The sequence below is a fragment of the Micromonospora arborensis genome (assembly GCF_003205615.1).
GTDB lineage: Bacteria > Actinomycetota > Actinomycetes > Mycobacteriales > Micromonosporaceae > Micromonospora > Micromonospora arborensis.
The window spans coordinates 1-19,807 of sequence record NZ_PYBV01000021.1 but is presented as its reverse complement, the minus strand read 5'-3'; the positions used below and the strand labels follow the sequence as shown (position 1 = coordinate 19,807).

The 19,807-nt window shown below is 69.1% G+C and carries 17 protein-coding genes; 9 read left to right on the top strand and 8 right to left on the bottom strand.

What is annotated here, in order from left to right; all coding sequences use genetic code 11:
- The first annotated feature begins 320 nt into the window (after positions 1–320).
- On the top strand, positions 321–1,847 hold the full coding sequence (locus tag C7C45_RS17305; protein WP_110564704.1) for a non-reducing end alpha-L-arabinofuranosidase family hydrolase: 1,527 nt from the start codon (positions 321–323) through the stop codon (positions 1,845–1,847).
- Between the two features lie 114 nt (positions 1,848–1,961).
- Here C7C45_RS17305 and C7C45_RS17300 read toward each other — a convergent pair whose 3' ends face one another.
- Complete coding sequence (locus C7C45_RS17300; RefSeq protein ID WP_110564703.1) at positions 1,962–2,561, bottom strand: class I SAM-dependent methyltransferase; 600 nt, start codon at positions 2,559–2,561, stop codon at positions 1,962–1,964.
- Positions 2,562–3,015: 454 nt separating this feature from the next.
- Here C7C45_RS17300 and C7C45_RS17295 point away from each other — a divergent pair, with 454 nt between their 5' ends.
- Together C7C45_RS17295 and C7C45_RS35060 are read left to right on the top strand one after the other, a co-directional pair.
- Positions 3,016–3,924, top strand: a complete 909-nt coding sequence (locus C7C45_RS17295; protein ID WP_110564702.1) for an aldo/keto reductase — start codon at positions 3,016–3,018, stop codon at positions 3,922–3,924.
- Between the two features lie 269 nt (positions 3,925–4,193).
- The gene (locus C7C45_RS35060; protein ID WP_244200423.1) at positions 4,194–5,846 is read left to right on the top strand and encodes a glucuronyl esterase domain-containing protein; all 1,653 of its coding nucleotides are present in this window, start codon (positions 4,194–4,196) and stop codon (positions 5,844–5,846) included.
- Between the two features lie 79 nt (positions 5,847–5,925).
- On the opposite strand, the gene C7C45_RS17285 is transcribed toward C7C45_RS35060, so the two are convergent.
- Positions 5,926–6,588, bottom strand: coding sequence for a type 1 periplasmic-binding domain-containing protein (locus C7C45_RS17285; RefSeq protein ID WP_110564701.1), 663 nt, complete (start codon positions 6,586–6,588; stop codon positions 5,926–5,928).
- Between the two features lie 45 nt (positions 6,589–6,633).
- Between C7C45_RS17285 and C7C45_RS17280 the strand changes: the two genes are divergently transcribed.
- The 4 genes from C7C45_RS17280 (at position 6,634) to C7C45_RS17265 (ending at position 12,383) form a co-directional block, all read left to right on the top strand.
- Complete coding sequence (locus C7C45_RS17280; protein ID WP_244200422.1) at positions 6,634–7,989, top strand: HupE/UreJ family protein; 1,356 nt, start codon at positions 6,634–6,636, stop codon at positions 7,987–7,989.
- Between the two features lie 251 nt (positions 7,990–8,240).
- Complete coding sequence (locus C7C45_RS17275) at positions 8,241–10,106, top strand: purple acid phosphatase family protein (protein ID WP_244200421.1); 1,866 nt, start codon at positions 8,241–8,243, stop codon at positions 10,104–10,106.
- Positions 10,107–10,196: 90 nt separating this feature from the next.
- Positions 10,197–11,276 (top strand): WxL protein peptidoglycan domain-containing protein, encoded by a 1,080-nt coding sequence (locus C7C45_RS17270; RefSeq protein WP_110564699.1) that lies wholly within the window; start codon positions 10,197–10,199, stop codon positions 11,274–11,276.
- A 135-nt stretch (positions 11,277–11,411) separates the two neighbouring features.
- Entirely contained in the window at positions 11,412–12,383 is a 972-nt protein-coding gene (locus C7C45_RS17265) for a quinone oxidoreductase family protein (RefSeq protein WP_208641200.1), read from the top strand.
- A gap of 3 nt (positions 12,384–12,386) precedes the next feature.
- Here the strand turns inward: C7C45_RS17265 and C7C45_RS17260 are convergent, their stop codons facing one another.
- From C7C45_RS17260 to C7C45_RS17245, 4 genes are all read right to left on the bottom strand, one after another.
- Entirely contained in the window at positions 12,387–12,977 is a 591-nt protein-coding gene (locus C7C45_RS17260) for an HAD family hydrolase (protein WP_110564697.1), read from the bottom strand.
- 41 nt (positions 12,978–13,018) lie between these two features.
- Positions 13,019–14,272, bottom strand: a complete 1,254-nt coding sequence (locus C7C45_RS17255; protein WP_110564696.1) for an RNA polymerase sigma factor — start codon at positions 14,270–14,272, stop codon at positions 13,019–13,021.
- A 2-nt stretch (positions 14,273–14,274) separates the two neighbouring features.
- Positions 14,275–14,616 (bottom strand): YciI family protein, encoded by a 342-nt coding sequence (locus C7C45_RS17250; RefSeq protein WP_244200433.1) that lies wholly within the window; start codon positions 14,614–14,616, stop codon positions 14,275–14,277.
- A 133-nt stretch (positions 14,617–14,749) separates the two neighbouring features.
- Entirely contained in the window at positions 14,750–15,961 is a 1,212-nt protein-coding gene (locus tag C7C45_RS17245) for a low temperature requirement protein A (protein ID WP_167454741.1), read from the bottom strand.
- A 28-nt stretch (positions 15,962–15,989) separates the two neighbouring features.
- Between C7C45_RS17245 and C7C45_RS17240 the strand changes: the two genes are divergently transcribed.
- Entirely contained in the window at positions 15,990–16,232 is a 243-nt protein-coding gene (locus tag C7C45_RS17240) for a hypothetical protein (RefSeq protein WP_208641199.1), read from the top strand.
- Positions 16,233–16,291: 59 nt separating this feature from the next.
- On the opposite strand, the gene trpS is transcribed toward C7C45_RS17240, so the two are convergent.
- Complete coding sequence (trpS, locus tag C7C45_RS17235; protein WP_110564692.1) at positions 16,292–17,350, bottom strand: tryptophan--tRNA ligase; 1,059 nt, start codon at positions 17,348–17,350, stop codon at positions 16,292–16,294.
- A gap of 270 nt (positions 17,351–17,620) precedes the next feature.
- On the bottom strand, positions 17,621–18,091 hold the full coding sequence (locus C7C45_RS17230) for a PRC-barrel domain-containing protein (protein WP_110564691.1): 471 nt from the start codon (positions 18,089–18,091) through the stop codon (positions 17,621–17,623).
- Between the two features lie 607 nt (positions 18,092–18,698).
- Between C7C45_RS17230 and C7C45_RS17220 the strand changes: the two genes are divergently transcribed.
- Entirely contained in the window at positions 18,699–18,953 is a 255-nt protein-coding gene (locus C7C45_RS17220) for an SCO4848 family membrane protein (protein WP_110564690.1), read from the top strand.
- Positions 18,954–19,807 lie beyond the last annotated feature (854 nt).

Below are 19,807 nucleotides of genomic sequence, written 5' to 3'. Positions count from 1 at the left end.
CGCGCGGGTGGCTGGGGTGATGGCCTGCGGGTTGTCCGGCGCGGAGCGGTCGTGCCGTGGGTCGCGGTACGCCACCGGCTGATGTTCCCAGCACGTTACGACTTGACGAACGCCATGTTATCGCTCACAGTCGATGGCTAAGGACGACGACACCTTTGGCTTACCGGGCGAGCCTGCTTCGTCGACCTCGAATCAGGCGTGTGCCAGGGCATGCGGACGCGTTGTTAGCGCTAACGTTCTCGAAGCATGCTCCCGGCCACGCGTCGCGGTGCGCCCATCCTCGGGCAGACCGTTCGGCTCTTGGTCTCTGAAGGAGGATCATGTCTGCCCTCGATAGGTCTCCATCGATCGCGCCGCCGCGGCGACGCGGATGGTTGCTACGGGTTTTCGCCGCTGGCGTCGCGGCGGTGGCGGTCGGCGGTGCTGCCGTAGCGGTGGTGTCGTCGCCCGCCGCCGCGGCGACCGTCGACACGAACGCGTGGTACGTGTTGATCAACCGCAACAGTGGCAAGGCCCTGGACGTGTACAACCTGGCCACGAATGACGGCGCCCGGATCACCCAGTGGGCCCGCAACAACGGCAACCAGCAGCAGTGGCAGTTCGTCGACTCCGGGAGTGGCTACTACCGGGTGAAGTCGAGGTTGTCGGGCAAGGTGCTGGATGTCTCGGGCTTCTCGACCGCCAACGGCGGCAGCATCGTGCAGTGGTCCGACACCAACGGCACCAACCAGCAGTTCCGGTTGGCCGACTCGGACAGCGGCTACGTCCGGCTGATCAACCGCAACAGCAACAAGGTGATGGAGGTGCAGGGCGCCTCGACCGCCGACGGCGGCAACATCGTGCAGTACGACGACTGGAACGGCGCCAACCAGCAGTGGCAGTTCGTCCGCGTCGACGGTGGGAGCAACCCCACCACGCCGCCGCCGACGGGCGGCACCTGCGACCTTCCCTCGACGTACCGCTGGTCGTCGACGGGCGTGTTGGCGACCCCGAAGTCGGGATGGGTGTCGCTCAAGGACTTCACCGTGGCCCCCTACAACGGCCAGCAGTTGGTCTACGCCACCACGCACGACTTCGGGAGCAGCTGGGGCTCGATGAACTTCAGCCTCTTCTCGAACTACTCGCAGATGGCCTCGGCAACCCAGACCGGGATGAACTCGGGGACCGTCGCGCCGTCGTTGTTCTACTTCGCGCCGAAGAACATCTGGGTGCTCACCTACCAGTGGGGTGGGACTGCCTTCTCCTACCGGACCTCGAGTAACCCGACCAACGCGAATGGCTGGTCGGCGGCGCAGCCGCTGTTCACCGGAAGCATCACGGGTTCGGGCACCGGGCCGATCGACCAGACGATCATCGGTGACGGTACGAACATGTACCTCTTCTTCGCCGGGGACAACGGCAAGATCTACCGGGCCAGCATGCCGATCGGCAACTTCCCCGGCAACTTCGGCAGCAGCTACACGACCATCATGAGCGACTCGACGAACAACCTGTTCGAGGCCGTGCAGGTCTACAAGCTGCAGGGTCTGAACAAGTACCTCATGATCGTCGAGGCGATCGGCTCGACGGGCCGCTACTTCCGCTCGTTCACGGCCACCAGCCTGAACGGTTCGTGGACGCCGCAGGCCGCCTCCCAGAGCAACCCGTTCGCGGGCAAGGTCAACAGCGGTGCCACCTGGACCAATGACATCAGCCACGGTGAGCTGCTGCGGACCAGCGCCGACCAGACGATGACGGTCGACGCCTGCAACCTGCAGTTGCTCTACCAGGGTCGTTCCCCCAGCTCCGACGGCGTCGACTACGGGCTCCTGCCGTACCGGCCGGGTCTGCTGACCCTGCAACGATGAAGGCGTGACCCAGCTCCGAGTCAGACGATCCGTACACCGAAATGGGTGAGATCAGGATCGAGCGGAACTGAACGGGCGGGCTCGGCTTGCTGCCGGGCCCGCCCGACCGCAGCATCATCCGATCGGTGTGCCGCTGACGCAGGTGAGCACCTGGCCCTGACCACGAATGGCGCTCGACCTGGCCGTGGTGAACCCGCGGGCTTCGAGCAGGAGCTCGGTCGCGGTGAGGTTCGCCGTGGCGTGGGCGGCCGTGGGCCGCTCGCCGAACACGTAGATCCGCCCTCCCGGTGCGAGCAGACTCCGCATCTGGTCGATCGGCTGCGTGGCGTCGCCCAGCCAGAACAGGCTGACGTTCACCGCGAAGATCTTGGTGAAGCGGTGGGCCGGGAGGTCGGCCGCCTCGAATCCGGCACATCGAATCTCGGCTCTGCCGGCGTTGATGTGGCTCAGGTTCCGTTCGGTCGCGAGCCGCACCATCGTCGCTGCTCGGTCGATGGCGACGATTCGGCCGGTCGTGAGTCGGCTGGCGACCAGGGAGACGGCCGCCCCCCGACCGCAGCCGATCTCCAACACCTGGTCGTCGGGTGCGACAGCCATCGTGTCCACCGCCCAGCGCTGCCGATGGGCTGCCGTCGCCCGCACCGGTTCGTCGGGTGCGGAGACGGTGCCAGCGGTGGAGAACCCCGGATCGCCGGTCGGCAGGGTGAACTTCACGACGTCACTCGCCGATGCCTGCTCTGCGCACACCTCTGATTCCACCCTGCCGGACGAGTCAGTGCACCGTGTCCTCGGTCACCGCCGTAGTCCGGGGCGGCGCGCCCTGTTGCAGGTACGAGCCGACGTCGACACGCCGGCTGTCGTCGGCCCAGCGCCTTCCGGCGGCAGCGCGGTCTGTATGACAGTCGTGCACGACGCCGCGCCGGGCAGCGTACGGGGCCGGGTGTGCGATCCGGCTGCCGCGACGCAGCTCTTCCGGATCGACCAGGTTCCGGGCGGCAGCTACTCGATCTTCCAGGGCAAGCGCCACGTCCAAGTGCCCCGCGCTGAGCCGTACGGACTGTTCGGATTCTGTCTCGCGCCCCGCCCGCACTCTGGTCGACTGGAGGAAGCTCGGCCCACGCCGTCAAGAAGTGATCGATCTCCCGTCTATCGATGAATAGAGACGACCATGGAAGTGCAACCCGCGTCCGCACTGCCCACCATCAGCATCGGCGGGGATCTTCGCGTCGGTCGCGTTGGCTTCGGCGCGATGCAGCTCACCGGCGAGCAGGTCTGGGGGCCGTACCCCGACCATGACGGCGGGGTGGCGCTGTTGCGCGCGGTCGTGGACGAGGGGGTGACCTTCATCGACACCGCCGACGTCTACGGGCCGCACACGAACGAGCTGCTCATCCGGGAGGCGCTGCACCCCTACCGGGAGGGCGTCGTCATCGCCAGCAAGGGCGGTTTCGTCCGGGGCGGATTCGACTACTCCACCCTTGGCTGGGTGGGTAACCCGGCGTACCTCCGGCAGTCGGCCATGCTGAGCCTGCGCCGTCTGGGCCTGGAGCGGATCGACCTGTACTACCTGCACAGCGGTTATGCCACGGATGCCCCGTTCGGGGACCAGGTGGGTGAGCTGAAGAAGTTGCAGGACGAGGGGTACGTCCGGCACATCGGGTTGTCCAACGTCACGGCCGCGCAGTACGAGACGGCGCGGTCGATCACGGACATCGCGGCGGTGACTGCCCTGTACAACGTCGGCAACCGCACCGGCGCCGACCTGCTGGTGGCCGCGGAGCAGTCGGGCGCGGTGTTCTCGCCCTGGCACCCCATCAGTCTTCGCGATGGTGGGGAGAACGCCGACGAGGTCGCCCGCACCCTGGCGCCGATCGCGGCCAGGTACGAGGCGACGCCGCAGCAGATCGCGCTGGCCTGGCTGCTGCACCGGTCCCCGGCAATGCTTCCGATCCCGGGTACGACCAGCCTCGCCCATCTCCGGGAGAACCTCGCCGCCGCGCAGATCCGACTGACCGACGCCGAGGTGGCGGAGCTGACGGCACTCGCTCCGGAGCCGGTCGGCCCGAACGCCCTCTGACAGATGCCCCGCTCGGCTTCAGCACTTCCTGATTGTCGAAAGATTTCCGAAACCAGCGGCGAGGCCAGCCGCCTGCTCGGCGGTGTTCGGCATGCACCGAGCAGCACACCCTAGGCGATTGCTTGTCGGGTAGCGGCAAGTGGCACCGAAAGTTTCGGAATCTCATTGACACCTTACGATGTCGACGCTCAAGCTTGACACGGCTGGCATACGTGATCATCGATCGCGTTTCGTTCCTTCCCACCACCACCCTCGGAAGGAGAGCCCTGGTGATCATCCGCTCGGGCCGTTCAAGCACCCGCTCTGTGCTCGTCGCGCTGGCGGTAGCCGCGCTCACGATCGCCGGATCGGTATCGGTAGTAGCAAGAACGACAACCGCGCAGGCCGCCGCAGGCGTCCTGGCGGCCGCAGCCGTGGAGGACGAGGGCGCCGACTGCGCGGTGTCCGGTCTGCCGGACCTCGGTTCGCTGCCGACCAACGCCAAGCTCCCCGATCCCTTCAAGAAGCTGAACGGCGCGGCCATCACCGCCAAGTCCGACTGGCGCTGTCGTCGGGCGGAGATCAAGGAGTTGGCGGAGAAATTCGTCTTCGGCGAGAAGCCCGCCAAGCCGGCCACCGTCACGGGGACGGTCTCGACCACCAACATCACCGTGAACGTGTCGCACAACGGCAGGAACTCCACCTTCTCGGCCCGCGTCGAGTTGCCGAGCGGCACCGGCCCGTTCCCGGCCGTCGTGGTCGTGGGTGGGTTCGGTGCGGACACGGCCACCATCAAGGCCGCGGGTGCTGCCGTCATCAGCTACGACCCGCTGGCCGTTGGTCGCGAGGGCACACCCCGAAACAACAAGCAGGGCGCGTTCTACAGCATCTATGGCTCATCGAGCGGCACCGGGCTGCTCGCGGCCTGGGGTTGGGGCGTGAGCCGGATCATCGACGTCATCGAGCAGTCCGGCAACACGATCCTCAAGCCCGACGCGATGGGCGTCACCGGATGCTCGCGCTACGGCAAGGGCGCCTTCGCGATCGGTGTGTTCGACCAGCGCATCGCTCTGACCATGCCGATCGAGTCGGGCAGCGCGGGCGTTCCCATCTTCCGGGGTATCCCCGGGGAGGGCGCCCAGAGCCTGAGCAGCGCGTACGGGGAGCAGCCCTGGTTGGGTGACGCCTTCGGCTCCTTCACCGGCAGCCCGAACCGACTCCCGGTGGACACGCACGAGATGGTCGCCATGGTGGCGCCGCGAGGCCTGTTCATCATGGACAACCCGCACATCGCCAACCTCGGCCCCCGGTCGGCGAGCGTGGCGGCGCTGGGCGGCGCGGAGGTCTACAAGGCGCTCGGCGCGGGCGACAACATCACCTACTGGTCCGACGTCCAGGACGGCAGCCACTGCGCCAACCGCCCCGAGTGGCGTACCCCGCTGCAGAACAACATCCGGAAGTTCCTGTTGAAGACGGGCAACGAGCCGGGCGTGATCCGGATGCACAGCAAGGCGCTCGGCCGGCTGGCCGACTGGCGGGACTGGCAGACGCCAGTCCTCGTCGACGGCCCGACCACGCCGCCTCCGACCACGCCGCCTCCGACGACGCCGCCTCCGACGACGCTCCCTCCGACCACGCCGCCGCCCACCGGTGGTGGGTGTACGGCGACCGTGTCGGTCAACCAGTGGACGGGTGGGTTCGTCGCCGCGGTCCGGGTGACCGCCGGCGCGGCGCCGATCAACGGCTGGACGGTCACCATGACCCTGCCGCCAGGAGCCAGCGTCACCAACATCTGGAGTGCCAACCGGAGCGGCACCACCGGCACCGTCCAGTTCACCAATGTCGCCTACAACGGCTCCATCGGAGCTGGCCAGTCGACCGAATTCGGCTACCAGGGCACCGGCACCGGTGCGGGAGTGACCCCCACCTGCTCGGCCGCGTAACCCCTCAGGCCCGGTGCGGAGGTCGAAAGCCTCCGCGCCGGGTCCTGTCGGCTCCGCGGCGGACGGCCCCCCCCGATCGTCAGAGCCAGACCACGATCCCGGTCAGGTTGTTGAGAACCGCCGCCACGCCGGCCCTGATCGCCGCCCCGCAGCGTTCGGCGCTGAACGAGTTCGGGTCGTACGTCGAGGACATGCCGAGCCCTTCCCCGCGGAACGACGCGCCGTCCCAGTCGACCGAGGTGACGTTGTGGGTGGGCTCGGCCAACTCCGCGCCCACCACGAGGAACTTCTCGTCGAGGTGGTTCGGGGTGACCAGCGCGAGGGGGTCGATGAGGTCGTTGCCCGCGCTGACGATGAGGTCCGGGCCCATCTCCATCGCCTTGGTGATGCTGGGGAGGGGGTCCTGCGCGTCGCCGACGACGATCGTCCTGAGGTCGACGTGCTCGTCGTCGGCCCAGTCCTTGACCGCTGTCACGAGCGCCTTCGTCGGGTTGTCGTCGCCGACCGTGAGCAGCACCACCCGGTAGTCCTTCGGCGGGTGGACATCGGTCCACGAGCCGGGCTTCGGCCTGATGGTCGCCTCCGGGGCGGGCGTCGTGGAGGGGTCGACGAACCCGGGGCCGAGTGCGCCGACGGCGCTGGGCGTGGGGTGCGGCTGTGACCAGTCGTCGCCGGAGCTGCAGGCGGTGAGCAGCGCGGCGGTCGCGGCCAGCATGGCGACGGCCCGAAGCGGGGGACGCAAGGTGGTCGTCCTTTCGAGTGGTGGCGGAAGAGTCCGCGTACTTCTTTGTATTCCTATCTCAATTCCGGCCGCCGATTAGCCGTGGGCGGTCGTGCGGGGTCTTTGTTTTCCGGCGGTTCGTCGGTGCGGGGGCTGGTGTTCACCCGCGACGTGCAACGTGCACTGGCCAACCGAGGGAGTCGCATGTTAGGCCGCGTCCGCCGTACCGTTATCGTCATCGCTGTCGGGATCGCTGCGGCGGTGATCCCATTTTTGGGCGCCGGAACGGCGTCGGCGCACGGTTTTTCGTCGACCGTGTACGCGAAAATATCCGGCGGAGACGAGGGTCACATCCGCACGGCGCTGGAGCTCGAATACGACCTCCTCATCGTGTCTGCCGCTGATTCCGGTGACGATGATCCGCTCTTCCAGGCGGGGACGGCCGCATTTGAGGCGGGTGACGCCGACGCTCAGGCCGCAGCGTTGAAGAGCCATGCGTCGACGGTTCTCACGTATGTCTCCGACCGGTTCTCGGTGCGCGCGCGGAGCGCGGACTGCCGGCCGACCCAGGTGGGCGACGCGACGATGGGCGAGCGTGACGGCGTGCCGTACGCGACTCTGCTGCTGGACTGGACCTGCCCCGAGCGGGTCGCCGAGCACGAGGTGCGCAGCGGTCTCTTCCCTGATGACGAGGGCTACGTCAAGGGCACCAAGACGATCGTCACCTACGAGATCGACGGCCGTTCGGGCAGCGCGGCGCTCGACACCGCCAACCCCTCCTTCTCGACCGGGCAGGCCTGGTACGAGCGGTTCGGGGAGTTCTTCCTCCTGGGCGCCGAGCACCTGCTGACCGGGATCGACCACATCCTGTTCCTGCTGGCGCTCATCGCCGGGTCGCGGCGTCTTCGCGAGATCGTGCTCGCGGCCACCAGCTTCACCCTGGCGCACTCGGTGACGTTCATGCTCGCGGCACTCGGCCTGGTCGAGGTGCCGGGGGCGATCGTGGAGCCGGTCATCGCGTTGTCGATCGCCGTGGTCGCGGGCTGGCACCTCTGGGGGATCTGGCGGCGCGGTGGGCACGCGACCGACCTGGAGACGACGAGGCAGGGTCACTTCAGCCTGGACCGGGCCGGCTGGATCCGCCTCGGCGTGGTGTTCGGCTTCGGCCTGGTGCACGGGCTGGGCTTCGCGGGCGCGCTGGGCATCGACGAGGCTTGGTCGTGGACCCTGCTGTGGTCGCTGCTGGTGTTCAACGTCGGCATCGAGACCGTTCAGTTGACGATTATCGCTCTCGTCTTCCCGCTGCTGATCGTGCTGCGTCGTCGTGCGCCGAAAGCTGGTCTCTGGGCGACCGGCGTTGTTTCCGCAGCAGTGTCCGTCATGGGCCTCATCTGGTTTGTACAGCGCGTTTCCGGGTCCTGAGTAGGGCTAAGTAGTTCGCGAAGTGCAGGCTTTCGCAAGATCGCGTTCATTGTTGGTTCATCAGGCAGCGAAAGCGTGGATTTACTTCCCCAGCGTCGGGGAAGACACAATCCATTTCTCTATTTGAAAAGGGAACAATGTCGATGACATTGAGCACCTCGACACGGGCCCCCGGGCTCGTGCGGCGGCGCCTGGTCGCCGGGGTCGCAGCCGGGTTCCTGGGAATGGGCGCGGCCCTCGGTAGTGGTCTCATGGCCACTGCGAGTGCAGCCGAGTCCACCACGATCACCGGTGTGGTCCTCGGCGTCGGTGCCAACGAGACCCAGCGCATCGTGACCTGGTACTCCTCTGCAGACACCGCGCAGAAGATCCAGCTCGCCCCGACCGCCGAGATCGTCAACGGCGAGTTCCCGGCCAGCGCGGTCAGCTTCGAAGCCGTTGGCGCGGCGAACACCTCCACCACCGGCTTCAACCGGCACGCCACGATCAGCGACCTGCGCGAGAACACCACGTACTCGTACCGGGTCGGCGCCGAGGGCAGCTGGTCGCCGGCGTACTCCTTCAAGACGCGGTCCTTCGAGGGCGACTACGACTTCCTCTTCTTCGGCGACCCGCAGATCGGCGCCTCCGGTGACCGGCTGAAGGACCAGGCCGGCTGGGAGGAGACCCTGAAGGTCGCCACCGCGGCCAACCCGAACACCGAGCTGCTGGTCTCCGCCGGTGACCACGTCGAGAGCGCCAACGACGAGAGCCAGTGGGACTCGTTCCTGGCCCCCGACCAGCTGCGTCAGTACCCCCTCGGTGCCACCATCGGTAACCACGATGTCGGCGGCAAGTCCTGGGAGCAGCACCACTTCACGCCGAACACCGACCGCTCGGCCCAGTACTACACCGGGGACCAGGCGACCCGCTCCGGCGGCGACTTCTGGTACATCTACAAGGACGTGCTGTTCATCGACCTGAACAGCAACAGCTACGCCAACCCGGCGGACGGCTCTGCCGGCGGCGATGCGGCGCACGTCTCGTACGTCACCGACGTGGTCAAGAAGCACGGCTCCGAGGCCAAGTGGAAGGTGCTGGTCTACCACCACTCCATCTACTCGGCGGCGACCCACTCCACCGACGGGGACAACGCGGCCCGTCGGAAGGACTTCACGACGGCGTTCTCCGACCTCGGCATCGACATGGTGCTGCAGGGCCACGACCACGTCTACACCCGTAGCTACTCGATCAAGAACGGCCAGAAGGAGAACCCGGCCGAGCAGCCGGGCGCTGCCGACGTGTTCCCCGGCCCGGGTGGCGTCATCTACGTGACGGCCAACTCGGCCTCTGGCTCGAAGTACTACGACATCAAGAAGCCGGGCACCACCGGCACCGGTCCCGACGGCCTCGGCCCGGACCCGCTGAACCCGAGCAACTACTGGTTCAACTCGGTGGAGAACCAGGAGCACGTCCGCAGCTACGTCAAGGTGTCGGTCAAGGCCGACAAGCTGGTGCTCGAGAACCTCCGCAGTGGCACCTGCGCGGCGCCGAACGCGGCCGTCGAGAAGGGCCTCTCCTGCGTCAACACCCCGGAGGGTCAGCCGGTCGGCTCGATCGTCGACAGCACGACCATCCACCCGTACCACGGTGACGGTCAGGCCATCCAGGTCAACGTGCCGAACCCGGCTCCGGGTGAGTTCGGCTGGACGATCGACGGCTACAACGGCCTGGTCAACCTGGGCACCGCTCAGGAGCGCAACGGTACCTCCTTCGAGGCGACCGGCAAGATCAACCCGCTCCTGGTGACCGACAGCCGGCGTTCGCTCGCCCCGTGGTCGATCTCGGCCAACGTCGGCGACTTCCAGGACGCCGACAAGAAGTTCGCCGGCTCCTACCTGGGCTGGACCCCGTACGTGCTCGACGGCGGCGCGGGTGCCGAGGCCGGTGCCCCGGTCCTGTCGTCCTTCGACGACCAGGGCAAGGGCCTCTCGGTCTCCAGCGGCCTCGCCGCGGCCGTGCAGGGTCACCCGCGGGGCGGCGCCCGGCTCGGTGCTGACCTGGATCTGAAGATCCCGGACAGCATCGCGGTGGGTAGCTACCGCACCACCCTCACGATCACTGCGCTGAGCAGCTGACCGAACAGCTCCATCGGGCGGGGTAGGCACCTTCGGGTGCCTACCCCGCCACCCATTTGCCCCCTCTCAAGATCACCTCAAGGATCTGAAATGCAACCGTCCGTAACTCGCTGGAAGACCACGACCGCCGCAATCCTTCGTACGACCGCGCTGTCCCTGCTCGCCGCCGTCGCGGCCGCCGGCGTCGGCGCCGGCCCCGCCCTGGCGGCGGACGGCAACGTCGCCTGGACGGTCCGGACGGCCTCCAACAGCTACGGCGAGGCCCGGTCCAGCTACAGCTACAACGTCAATCCCGGTGGCTCCGTCGAGGACGCCATGGTCGTGGCCAACCGCGGCAAGGCGCCGCTGACCCTGTCCGTGTACGCCGCCGACGGCTTCACGACCGACGCGGGCCAGCTCGATCTCCTCAGCAAGGACAAGAAGTCCGTCGCGATCGGCGCCTGGGTGAAGCCGAATGCCGGCAGTGTCGTGGTCCAGCCCGGGAAGACCGCGCAGGTCCCCTTCAAGATCAGCGTCCCGGACAACGCCACGCCGGGTGACTACGTCGGCGGCATCCTCACCACGCTGACCCAGGCCGACCAGGCCGAGGGCATCAACGTGGACCGGCGTCTCGGTATCCGGATCAAGATGCGGGTGGGCGGCGACCTGAAGCCGAACCTCGCGATCGAGGACCTCCACGTGAAGTACGCCGGTCCCTCCAACCCGTTCAGCAAGGGTGACGCCACCATCACCTACAAGATCCACAACGTCGGCAACGCCGCTCTGTCCGGGCAGCAGGCGGTGTCGGTCTCGGGTCCGTTCGGGCTGCTGCGGGTGCGCGCCAAGGACATCGCCGCGCCGCCGGAGCTGCTTCCGGGTGAGAGCTGGAACGTGACGGTGCCCCTGCACGGTGTGGCGCCCACCGTCTCGCTGGCCGCGACCGCGACCCTCACGCCCCTGCTCACCGACGCCTCGGGCTCCACCACCCCGCTCAAGCCGGTCCAGGTCACCGCGCACGGCTGGGCCCTGCCCTGGCTGTTGGTGCTGGCGCTCGTCGTGCTGATCGCCGTGCTCGTCGGGGCGTACCTCTACCGACGCCGCAACCGGACGCAGCGCAAGGCGCGCGAGGACGCCCGCGTACGCGACGCCGTCGAGCAGGCGCTGCGTGGTCAGGAGCCGCGGACGTCCTGATCGCGGCCCGGTCAGTGCCGCTGGTCGCGGCCGTTGGCGGTCGCCCTTGTGGGTGAACGGCACTCAGCTCCGGACCACGGCGGTCCCCGAGCCGGCATGCTGCGACGGTGACGCCGGCACGGAGGGGGAATCCACATGGTTGACGGGGATGTGCCAGAGCGGATGCAGGCCGCGGCCTTCGACGAGTTCGGTGGGCCGGAGGTGATCACTTTGCGGAAACTGCCGATTCCGCAGGTCGCCGACGACGAGGTGCTGATCAAGGTGCTGAGCGCCGGCGTGGGGGTGTGGGACGCGTACGAGCGGCAGGGTGTGCTGGTGCCGGAGGGCTCAGCCCTCCCGATCGTGCCCGGCTCCGACGGCGCCGGAACCGTCATCGCGGCCGGCAAGAAGGTGACCGACCTCGTGGTGGGCGACCTTGTCTACGCCTCCGCCACCGCCCGACCGAAGGGCGGCTTCTACGCCGAGTACGCGGCCGTCAAGGCGGAGTACGCGGCGAAGCTGCCCGACGGCGTACCGGCGGAGCACGCGGGTGCCATGTCGACCGACGCGCTGACCGCGCTGGCCGGGCTCGACACCATCAGCCTGTCGGCCGGCGACTGGCTGCTGATCTTCGGGGCGAGCGGCGGTCAGGGTCACCTGGCCGTGCAGTTGGCCAAGCGGCAGGGGCTGAACGTGATCGCCGTTGCCTCGGGCGCGGACGGCGTCGCGTTGGTGACCCGCCTCGGTGCCGACGTGTCCCTCGACGGCCACGGCGACCTGACCGACGTGCTCGCACGGATCCGGGACGCGGCGCCGGCCGGAGTGCCCGCCATCCTGGCGATGGCCGCCGGCGAGACGTTGGACCGGCTCACCGAGGCGCTGGCCGACGGCGGCGTTGTCGCGTACGCCCACGGCGTGCAGCCGGAGCCGCGCGAGCGGCCGGGCGTCGTGGTCCGGGCGTACGACGGCGTATCGAACCCGCGACAGTTGCAGCGCCTCAACGAACTCATCGAGGCGGGCCCGTTCGTGGTGCACGTCGCGGAGAAGTTCCCGCTCGGCAAGGTGCGGGAGGCGCACAAGCGCCTGCAGACGTCCTACGCGGGCAAGCTGCTGCTGACGGTCGGCTGAGACTCAGCGCGAGCGCTGCTGCGGCACGCGTACCGATGCCATGCCGGCCGCGGTCGCGGCCTGGATGCCCAGGTCGGTGTCCTCGAAGACCAGGCAGGCAGCCGGGGGTACGCCGAGGTGCTGCGCCGCGAGCAGGAACGCCTCCGGGTCGGGCTTGGCACGGGTGTAGTCGTCGGCGCAGACCAGCACGTCGAACCGGTCCAGCAGACCGAGTGTGTCGAGGGAGGCGGTGACCGAGGCCCGGGTGCTGCCGGAGACGACGGCGAACGGGACCCGGCGGTGCGCGTCGTGGATGTGCGCCAGCACGTCGGGCACGGCGGCGAGTTGCGGCAGCAACTCCTCGTAGTAGCTCTCCCGGCGCTCGACGACGGTCGCCACCGGCATGGCCAGTCCGTGCTGCTCGTTCAGGGCGACGACGATGTCGGCGGTCGGCCGCCCACCCCACGCGTAGAAAAGATCCTCCGGGAACTCGCAACCCCACTCGGCCAGGGCCCGCTGCCAGGCCACGTAGTGCAGCGGCATCGAGTCGACGATGGTGCCGTCGCAGTCGAACAGGTACGCCGCGAACTCACCGGATGGCAGAGGCAGACTCACCCGAGCAGGGTACAGCGGCGTCCCGCGACCGGCGGATCCGCTCAGTCGGCAGTGACCGATGCCAACCGGCGCAGCAGGTGCGCCCGTTCCGGCTCGGTCCCGACCAGCGCCAACGCGCTGCGGTACGCCACGGCGGCCTCGTCGAACCGGCCGAGCCGGCGCAGCAGGTCGGCCCTGGTGGCCGGATACAGGTGATAGCCACGCAGACGCGGATCGTCGGCCAACTCGTCCAGCAACGCGAGCCCCGCGTCCGGCCCGTCCCGCATCGCCACGGCGGCGGCCCGGTTCAACGCCACGACCGGTGACGGAACCATGCCGAGCAGCACGTCGTAGAGCGCCACCACCTGGGGCCAGTCGGTACTGGTCACGTCGGCGGCCTCGTCGTGCAGCGCGGCGATGGCGGCCTGCACCCCGTACGGCCCGGGTGCCGGACCGGTCAACGCCACGAGCACCAGCGCACGCCCCTCGTCGATCATCGCGTGGTCCCAGCGTCCGCGGTCCTGGTCGTCGAGGAGGACCACCGCGCCGTCCGGTCCGGTACGGGCGGCCCGCCGAGCGTGGACCAGCAGCAGCAACCCGAGCAGACCGGCGACCTCGCGTTCGGCGGGCAGCAGCCGGCGCAGGATCCGGGTCAGCCGGATGGCCTCCTCGGCGAGGTCGATCCGCTGCAGGTCGGGGCCGGAGCTGGCGGCGTACCCCTCGGTGAAGACCGAATAGACGGCCTGGAGCACCGTGGGCAGGCGTTCGGGCAGCTCGTCGGCGCCCGGCACCCGGAACGGAATGCGAGCGTCGCGGATCTTCCGCTTGGCCCGGACGAGTCGCTGGGCCATGGTCGCGGGTGGCACCAGGAAGGCACGCGCGACCTCGGTCGTGGTGAGGCCGGCGAGAAACCGCAGGGTCAGCGCACCCCGGTCCTGCGCGGCCAGCGCCGGGTGTGCGCAGGTGAAGAAGAGCGCCAGCCGGTCGTCCGGCAGGTCGCGGTCCGCGTCGGCGGCCGGGGCGGGGTCGGCCCGCTCGGCCTCCGCCCGGAGTACGGCGAGCCGCGTCGCCAACACCCGGTCGCGGCGCAGCCGGTCGACGGCACGGCGGCGGGCCGTGGTGAGCAGCCAGGCGCCCGGCCGACTCGGAACGCCGTCGGTCGGCCAGTGCACCAGAGCCGCCTCGATCGCCTCGGACGCGACCTCCTCGGCCAGGTCGAGATCGCCGAAGCGGTGCACGAGCGAGGCGAGCAGCCGGCCGTGTTCCTCCCGGAACACCGCCTCCACCGAACCGGCTGCCGCCTCCCGACCCGGCACAGTCAGACCTCGACCTCGATCTCGGCGACCGGGCGGACCTGCACCGACCCACTGCCGGTGGCGCCGGGGCTGCGAGCCGCCCAGTCCAACGCGACGTCGAGATTCGGCACGTCGATGATGTCGTACCCGCCGAGCACCTCACGGGTCTCGGCGAACGGCCCGTCGGTGATCGTGCGCTCGCCGTCCGGGCCGACCTGCACCGTCGTACAGGTGGTCAGGTCCTGCAACGGATGCCCGGAGACCCAGATCCCGGCATCCTTCATCTCCCGGTCGTAGCGGATCCAGTCCTCGAAGGTGCACCCGTTGCCAGCCTCGTCGTTCGCGGGGCTCATGAACAGCAGCATGTACTTCACGTTTCGGCTCCTCTCGGTGCGGCGGGTTGCCGTACAGCATGACGACGATCGGAGGCCGGGGATATCGACACGGCATCCGAAATTCCTGTCGGCCCGCCCGGGCTTGGTGTTCTCCCGCCCGGGGTCACGGGAGGAGTGCCTGCGCCGTCGCGGTCCGCTCGTCGCGTCGGTCCACTCGCCGCTCAAACCAGGTCACCCCGATCAGGAAGACGGTCAGCAGGGCGAGCGCCGCCAACGGAGGCAGGGATCGGCCGATCGGGAGCAGGGGCAGCGGTAGCAGCGCGGCGACAACCTGCGTCGGGTGCACCGAGCGGATGGTCAGCCGGCGAAAGACCAACCTGCTGAGCAGGTAGAGGGTGGTGCCGCCGTAGAGCGCGGTGGCCGCTTCCCAGCCCAGCCCGTGGGGATGGGCTGACTTCTCGGTGAGCTGACCGATCACCTCCTCGATCCCGAGCGCGACGTAGATCGCGCCGATGATCAGGGTGGAGTGCCCGAGGCCGTACGCGTCACCTGCCACGCTGGCCCGCCGCTCACCCGGCACGTCGCTGACGGCCCGCCGCGCCGCGGGCGCCAGTCGATCGAAGTACAGCCACCACAGGCAGACCGTGCTGGTGAGGCCGAGCAGCGCGGCCAGCACCGCGGCGCCGACCGGTGCCATCGTCCGTGGTCCGGCACCGGCGGAGATCAGCGACTCGCCCAGCGCGATGATGAGCACCAGGCCGAACCGCTCGGTGAAGTGATCCACACTGCGCAGTTGCCACGGCCGGAACGTGGATGCGATCCGGGCACCGCCGACATTCAGCAGAAACGCGACCGTCCAGAGCGCCGTCTGGGCAGTGCCGCCGAGCAGCGCACCGATGACCAGCGGGATCCACCCCAGCATCACCGGCACGGTGAAGAACCGCAGCGTCGAGCGCAGTGGCGGGTCCGTCGCGCTCGCCCAGAACAGGATCACGAGTTGCACGGCCCGACCGACCACGTACGCGAGGGCGAGGGTGAGCGGCGCGTCGAAGAGTTCCGGACCCTGCTGCCACGCACCCGGCAGCACCAGCGCGGCCACGAAGATCGCCGCCATCGCGACCAGGGTGGCCGCGCGGACCAGGCCGACGTCCGGGCGGACCAGGTTTCCCACCCAGATGTACGGCGACCAGGAGTAGAGCAGCAGGAGCAGGAGGAGCAGCCCCTGGGCCAGGGTGAGCGCGCTCGGCGAGCCCGCCATGAACGTGATGACCCGGGTGAGCGCGAAGACGAAGACCAGGTCGAAGAAGATCTCGAACATCGTGGTCCGGTGCGTCTCCGCAGCCGGCACCGGACGAACGCCGAAAATCCCCTTCATCCTCGCATTCTGCGCCACAATCGAGGGCATGTCGGGCTCATGGGGTCCCCCCGCCCGGCGGTGGCGGTCATGCGGGCTGCTGCGGCGTATGGACTACCAGCCCGCGGCGAACGGCTTCTCCCCGACCGCGCACTACGTCAGCGGGACGACCGAGGTCGACGGCCTGGTCGTACCGACGCGACGCCGGATCCACATCCGCCAGGAGGACCGCACTCCGGACCTCTCCTGGACACCGATCACCCTGGACCTGGCGGACGTCCGCATCCGCTGAAACCAGCGGTGGGCGCGGCAGCGGACCCGGCGGCACGTCGTCGACCGGACGCCCCGGCCTCAGGCCGAGGCGTCCGTCCGGCGCCGGCTCCGCTCGGCCCGCCGCCGCACCTGCTGGTACGCGCCGGTCAACCCCATCGCGCGCCGCACCTCGACCAGGGTCTGGCGTACCTCCTGACGGGTCCGTTCAGTGCCCTCGACGATCAGCCGGTCGACCAACCCCCGGTCGGCTTCGATCTCGGCCCGGCGCTCCCGAATCGGCGCCAGGAACCCCTCCAGCGCGACGACCAGCCGCTCCTTGACCTCCACGTCACCAACCCGCCCGGCCCGGTAACGCCGGGCCAGCTCGGCCACCTCATCCCGGTCCGGATTGAAAACCTCGTGGTACGCGAAGACCGGGTTGCCCTCCACCGTGCCCGGCACATCGGCCCGCACCCGGTTCGGATCGGTGTACATGCCGAGCACCTTGCGACGCACCGTGGCCGCATCGTCGGAGAGCGCGATCGTGTTGCCGCGGCTCTTGCTCATCTTGGCCGCGCCGTCGGTGCCCACCAGGCTCGGCGTGTCCGCCGAGATCAGCTCGGGAACCGGGAAGACCGGGCCGTACAGGTGGTTGAACCGCCGGGCGATCTCCCGGGTCACCTCGACGTGTGCGGCATTGTCCCGCCCGACCGGGACCACCTCCCCCTTGACGCAGAGGATGTCCGCAGCCTGGAGCACCGGGTACCCCAGCAGCCCGTACGGCATCTCCTCCTTGCCTGCGTCACGGGCCATGTCCTTGAGTGACGGCACCCGCTCCAGCCGGGGAACGGTCACCAGGTTCTGTAGCAGAGTGTTGAGGTCGCCGACCTCAGGGATGGCCGACTGCAGGTAGAAAGTGGCCCGCTCCGGGTCGACGCCGGCGGCGAGGATGTCGGTCACCATCTCGCGGGCGTTGCCGGAGACCTGGTCGATGTCCTCGCGGCGGTTGCGGGTGGTGAGCATGTGCAGGTCGGCGATGATGAAGAAGCTCTCGTAGCTCCGGTGCAACCGCACCCGGTTGGCGATGCTGCCGACGTAGTGGCCGAGGTGCAGGCGGCCGGTCGGCCGGTCACCGGTGAGCATTCGTGCGACGGACATGGTGATGCGCCTTTCGTGCGGAAGGTTGGGTAACGCGTGGACGCGCGCCGAGCAGGGCGGATTCAGCCCTGTCGGTCAGCGGGATCGGCTCAGGAAGCCGTCCGCCATCGCGCGCCGGCGCGGTACCGCAGACCACCGGCACGAAGGACGCTCAGAAGTTGCTCACGGCCATCAGCGGAGCTGGTCGGGACCCCGGGCACCGCACCGAGCGGGAGGTCGACAAACACGTCGGCCGCCTCCGCTGTGCAGACACCTGTCCGGACCACGCCCTCACATTACCCGCGGCGTCGCTCCCGGAGGTGGCAGGTACTTGTCGGCGTAGTAGTTGCCCACGCGCTCCCGGTACTCCGCGTCGGCTGACTCCGGATCGAACGGCGGCGCGTCCTTGATCTCCTGCCGAGTGCGGTCGACGTGCACGACGCGTTCCTGGTGATCCACGTGCGCCACCGTGCCGGCGGGCAGCAGCACCTTCTGACCGAAAATCCATGGCCCGGTGTCCACGACCACGTGCCCGGCATCTGCGTCGTTGCTCGCCTCGTCGATGGTGCCGATGCGCCCATCGGTCGCCTGCACGTGATAGCCGACCAGGTCAACAGGCGTGCCGGGTCCGGGAGCATCCGGGGCGTCGTGGCCACCGTCCGGACCGTCCGGCGGCGTGGCCGACGGGGTGGTCTGTGTGTACCCACCAGCGAGGGCGGACGGGTCACGCCAAGCCCAGGGATCGAACATCGAGGGTTGCATGCGGCACCTCCGGGGGACGGTCCTCAGCTGTCCTGTCTCGCAGTGCCCGCCCGGCAGGCACTGGAAACAGATCGACGCAGATCAGCTCCCGTACGGAAGCTCCGGTCCCGACGTCGACGACCGGTTCGCGTGCTTGACCGGCGGCGCGGCCGCCGAACTGTTGCTACCCGCGGCTGCTACCCGCGGCCCTCGGCCGGGCCGTCGACGCCGCCCTCGCCGGCGGCTCCGGCTGGTGGGCGGTGTCCGCCTGTGGCGCGACGGCGACGGGTTCGCCCTCGCTGGCGGCGGTCACGACCAGCGGTGCCAGTCGGGCCAGCTCGATCGGTGGCCGTCGCCTCGTCGTCGGATGGCCCGCCCGGCGGGCTCGGCTCCGCGCCGGTGCTGGTGACCAGGCGGGTTTGGTGTGCGTGTCCGGCCTCTGGTGTCTGGGCAGGTTTGGCGTGGGTATCCGGCCCTTGGTGTCCGGGCAGGTTTGGGGTCCGCATCTGGCCCCCGGCCAGGCCGGGTCCGTCTCCGCATCGGGCAGGTTCGCGTGTGCGTCGGGCCTGGTTAACGGTGCGTCGGCAACCGGCTCTGGTGAACGGGCGCGCTGGCATACTCGGCTGCCATGGTGCTTTCGCGAGGGTGGTCGGTATTCCTGGTCGGAGTCGGGGTCTGGACCTGGGTGATCTGGCCGAGGTTCGCAGTCGCCATCTGGCAGGACCCGCGGTCCTGGGCCTCCGGCACGGTGGCGGAGGGTGCGGCAACCAGCTTCTTGTGGGTGCACGCGCTACTGATTGCCGCGTCCCTGGCCATCGGTACCACCGTCGGGGCACTCGGTATCCGGGCCTGGGTTGCCGCCCGCCGGCGGCAGGCGTCCTGACCTTCCTCGCGACCAGACCTCACACCAAGACCGGCGGTGGAACTCCGGCAGCACGGGACCGGCCGTGAGGAAATTCCGGGTGCCGGCAGCTCTCGCGGCAGGCCGAGCGTCCCTCGCGACCGGGGCTGTCCGCGCGGGGAGCGTCGTTCCCTGGTCCTGGCAGCGCCGTCTGGTCCGCCGATCCGCCGGTCGGCGCGGGCGGAGCGCGGGTGATCGACACCAGGTCGGCGAGAAGGCGGTATCGCGCCCGTCGTGACACCCCCACATCGCCGACCTGGAGTGGATCAGCGCGCCTGGACGCTCGCGATCTGGCCGCCAACTCTCATGCTGGCGACGTGGTCGGCAACGGAGGTTGGCCTGGGATTGCCCTGACCTGGGGAAACCGCTTCGGCTGCGAGTGTGACGCGGGACGCGTCCTGCGGATTTGACGACCAAACCCGCGGACGCGTAACTTTCTCTCTGCCAGCGCGGAACGGGGCAAACGGGACGAAAGTCCTGAGGCACCGAAACGGGTTGGCAGCCGGGTCAGACAGGGGTTCGCTTCTGCCAGACACGGTCCGGGCGGGGCTCGCCGAATCGGCCGCGAGGCGGATTTGGTGCAGCGAAGCCGACCGGGTAAGGTTCACGACCGGCAGGGCACCGGGCGCGACTGTGGGACACCGCAGCGGCCGGCCTGCCAAATCCGACGACCTGACTCAGCGGCTTCGCCGCTGAGTGAGTGCGCCGGCGCCAAGCCGCACGAAGCATGACAGACCGGGACACACGGTTTGACACGGCCGAGACGGTAAGGTAACGTAGTAAAAGTGCCCGGCGCGAGAGCGCGGGGCACACAGAACGAAAAGCCCCGAAGCGGG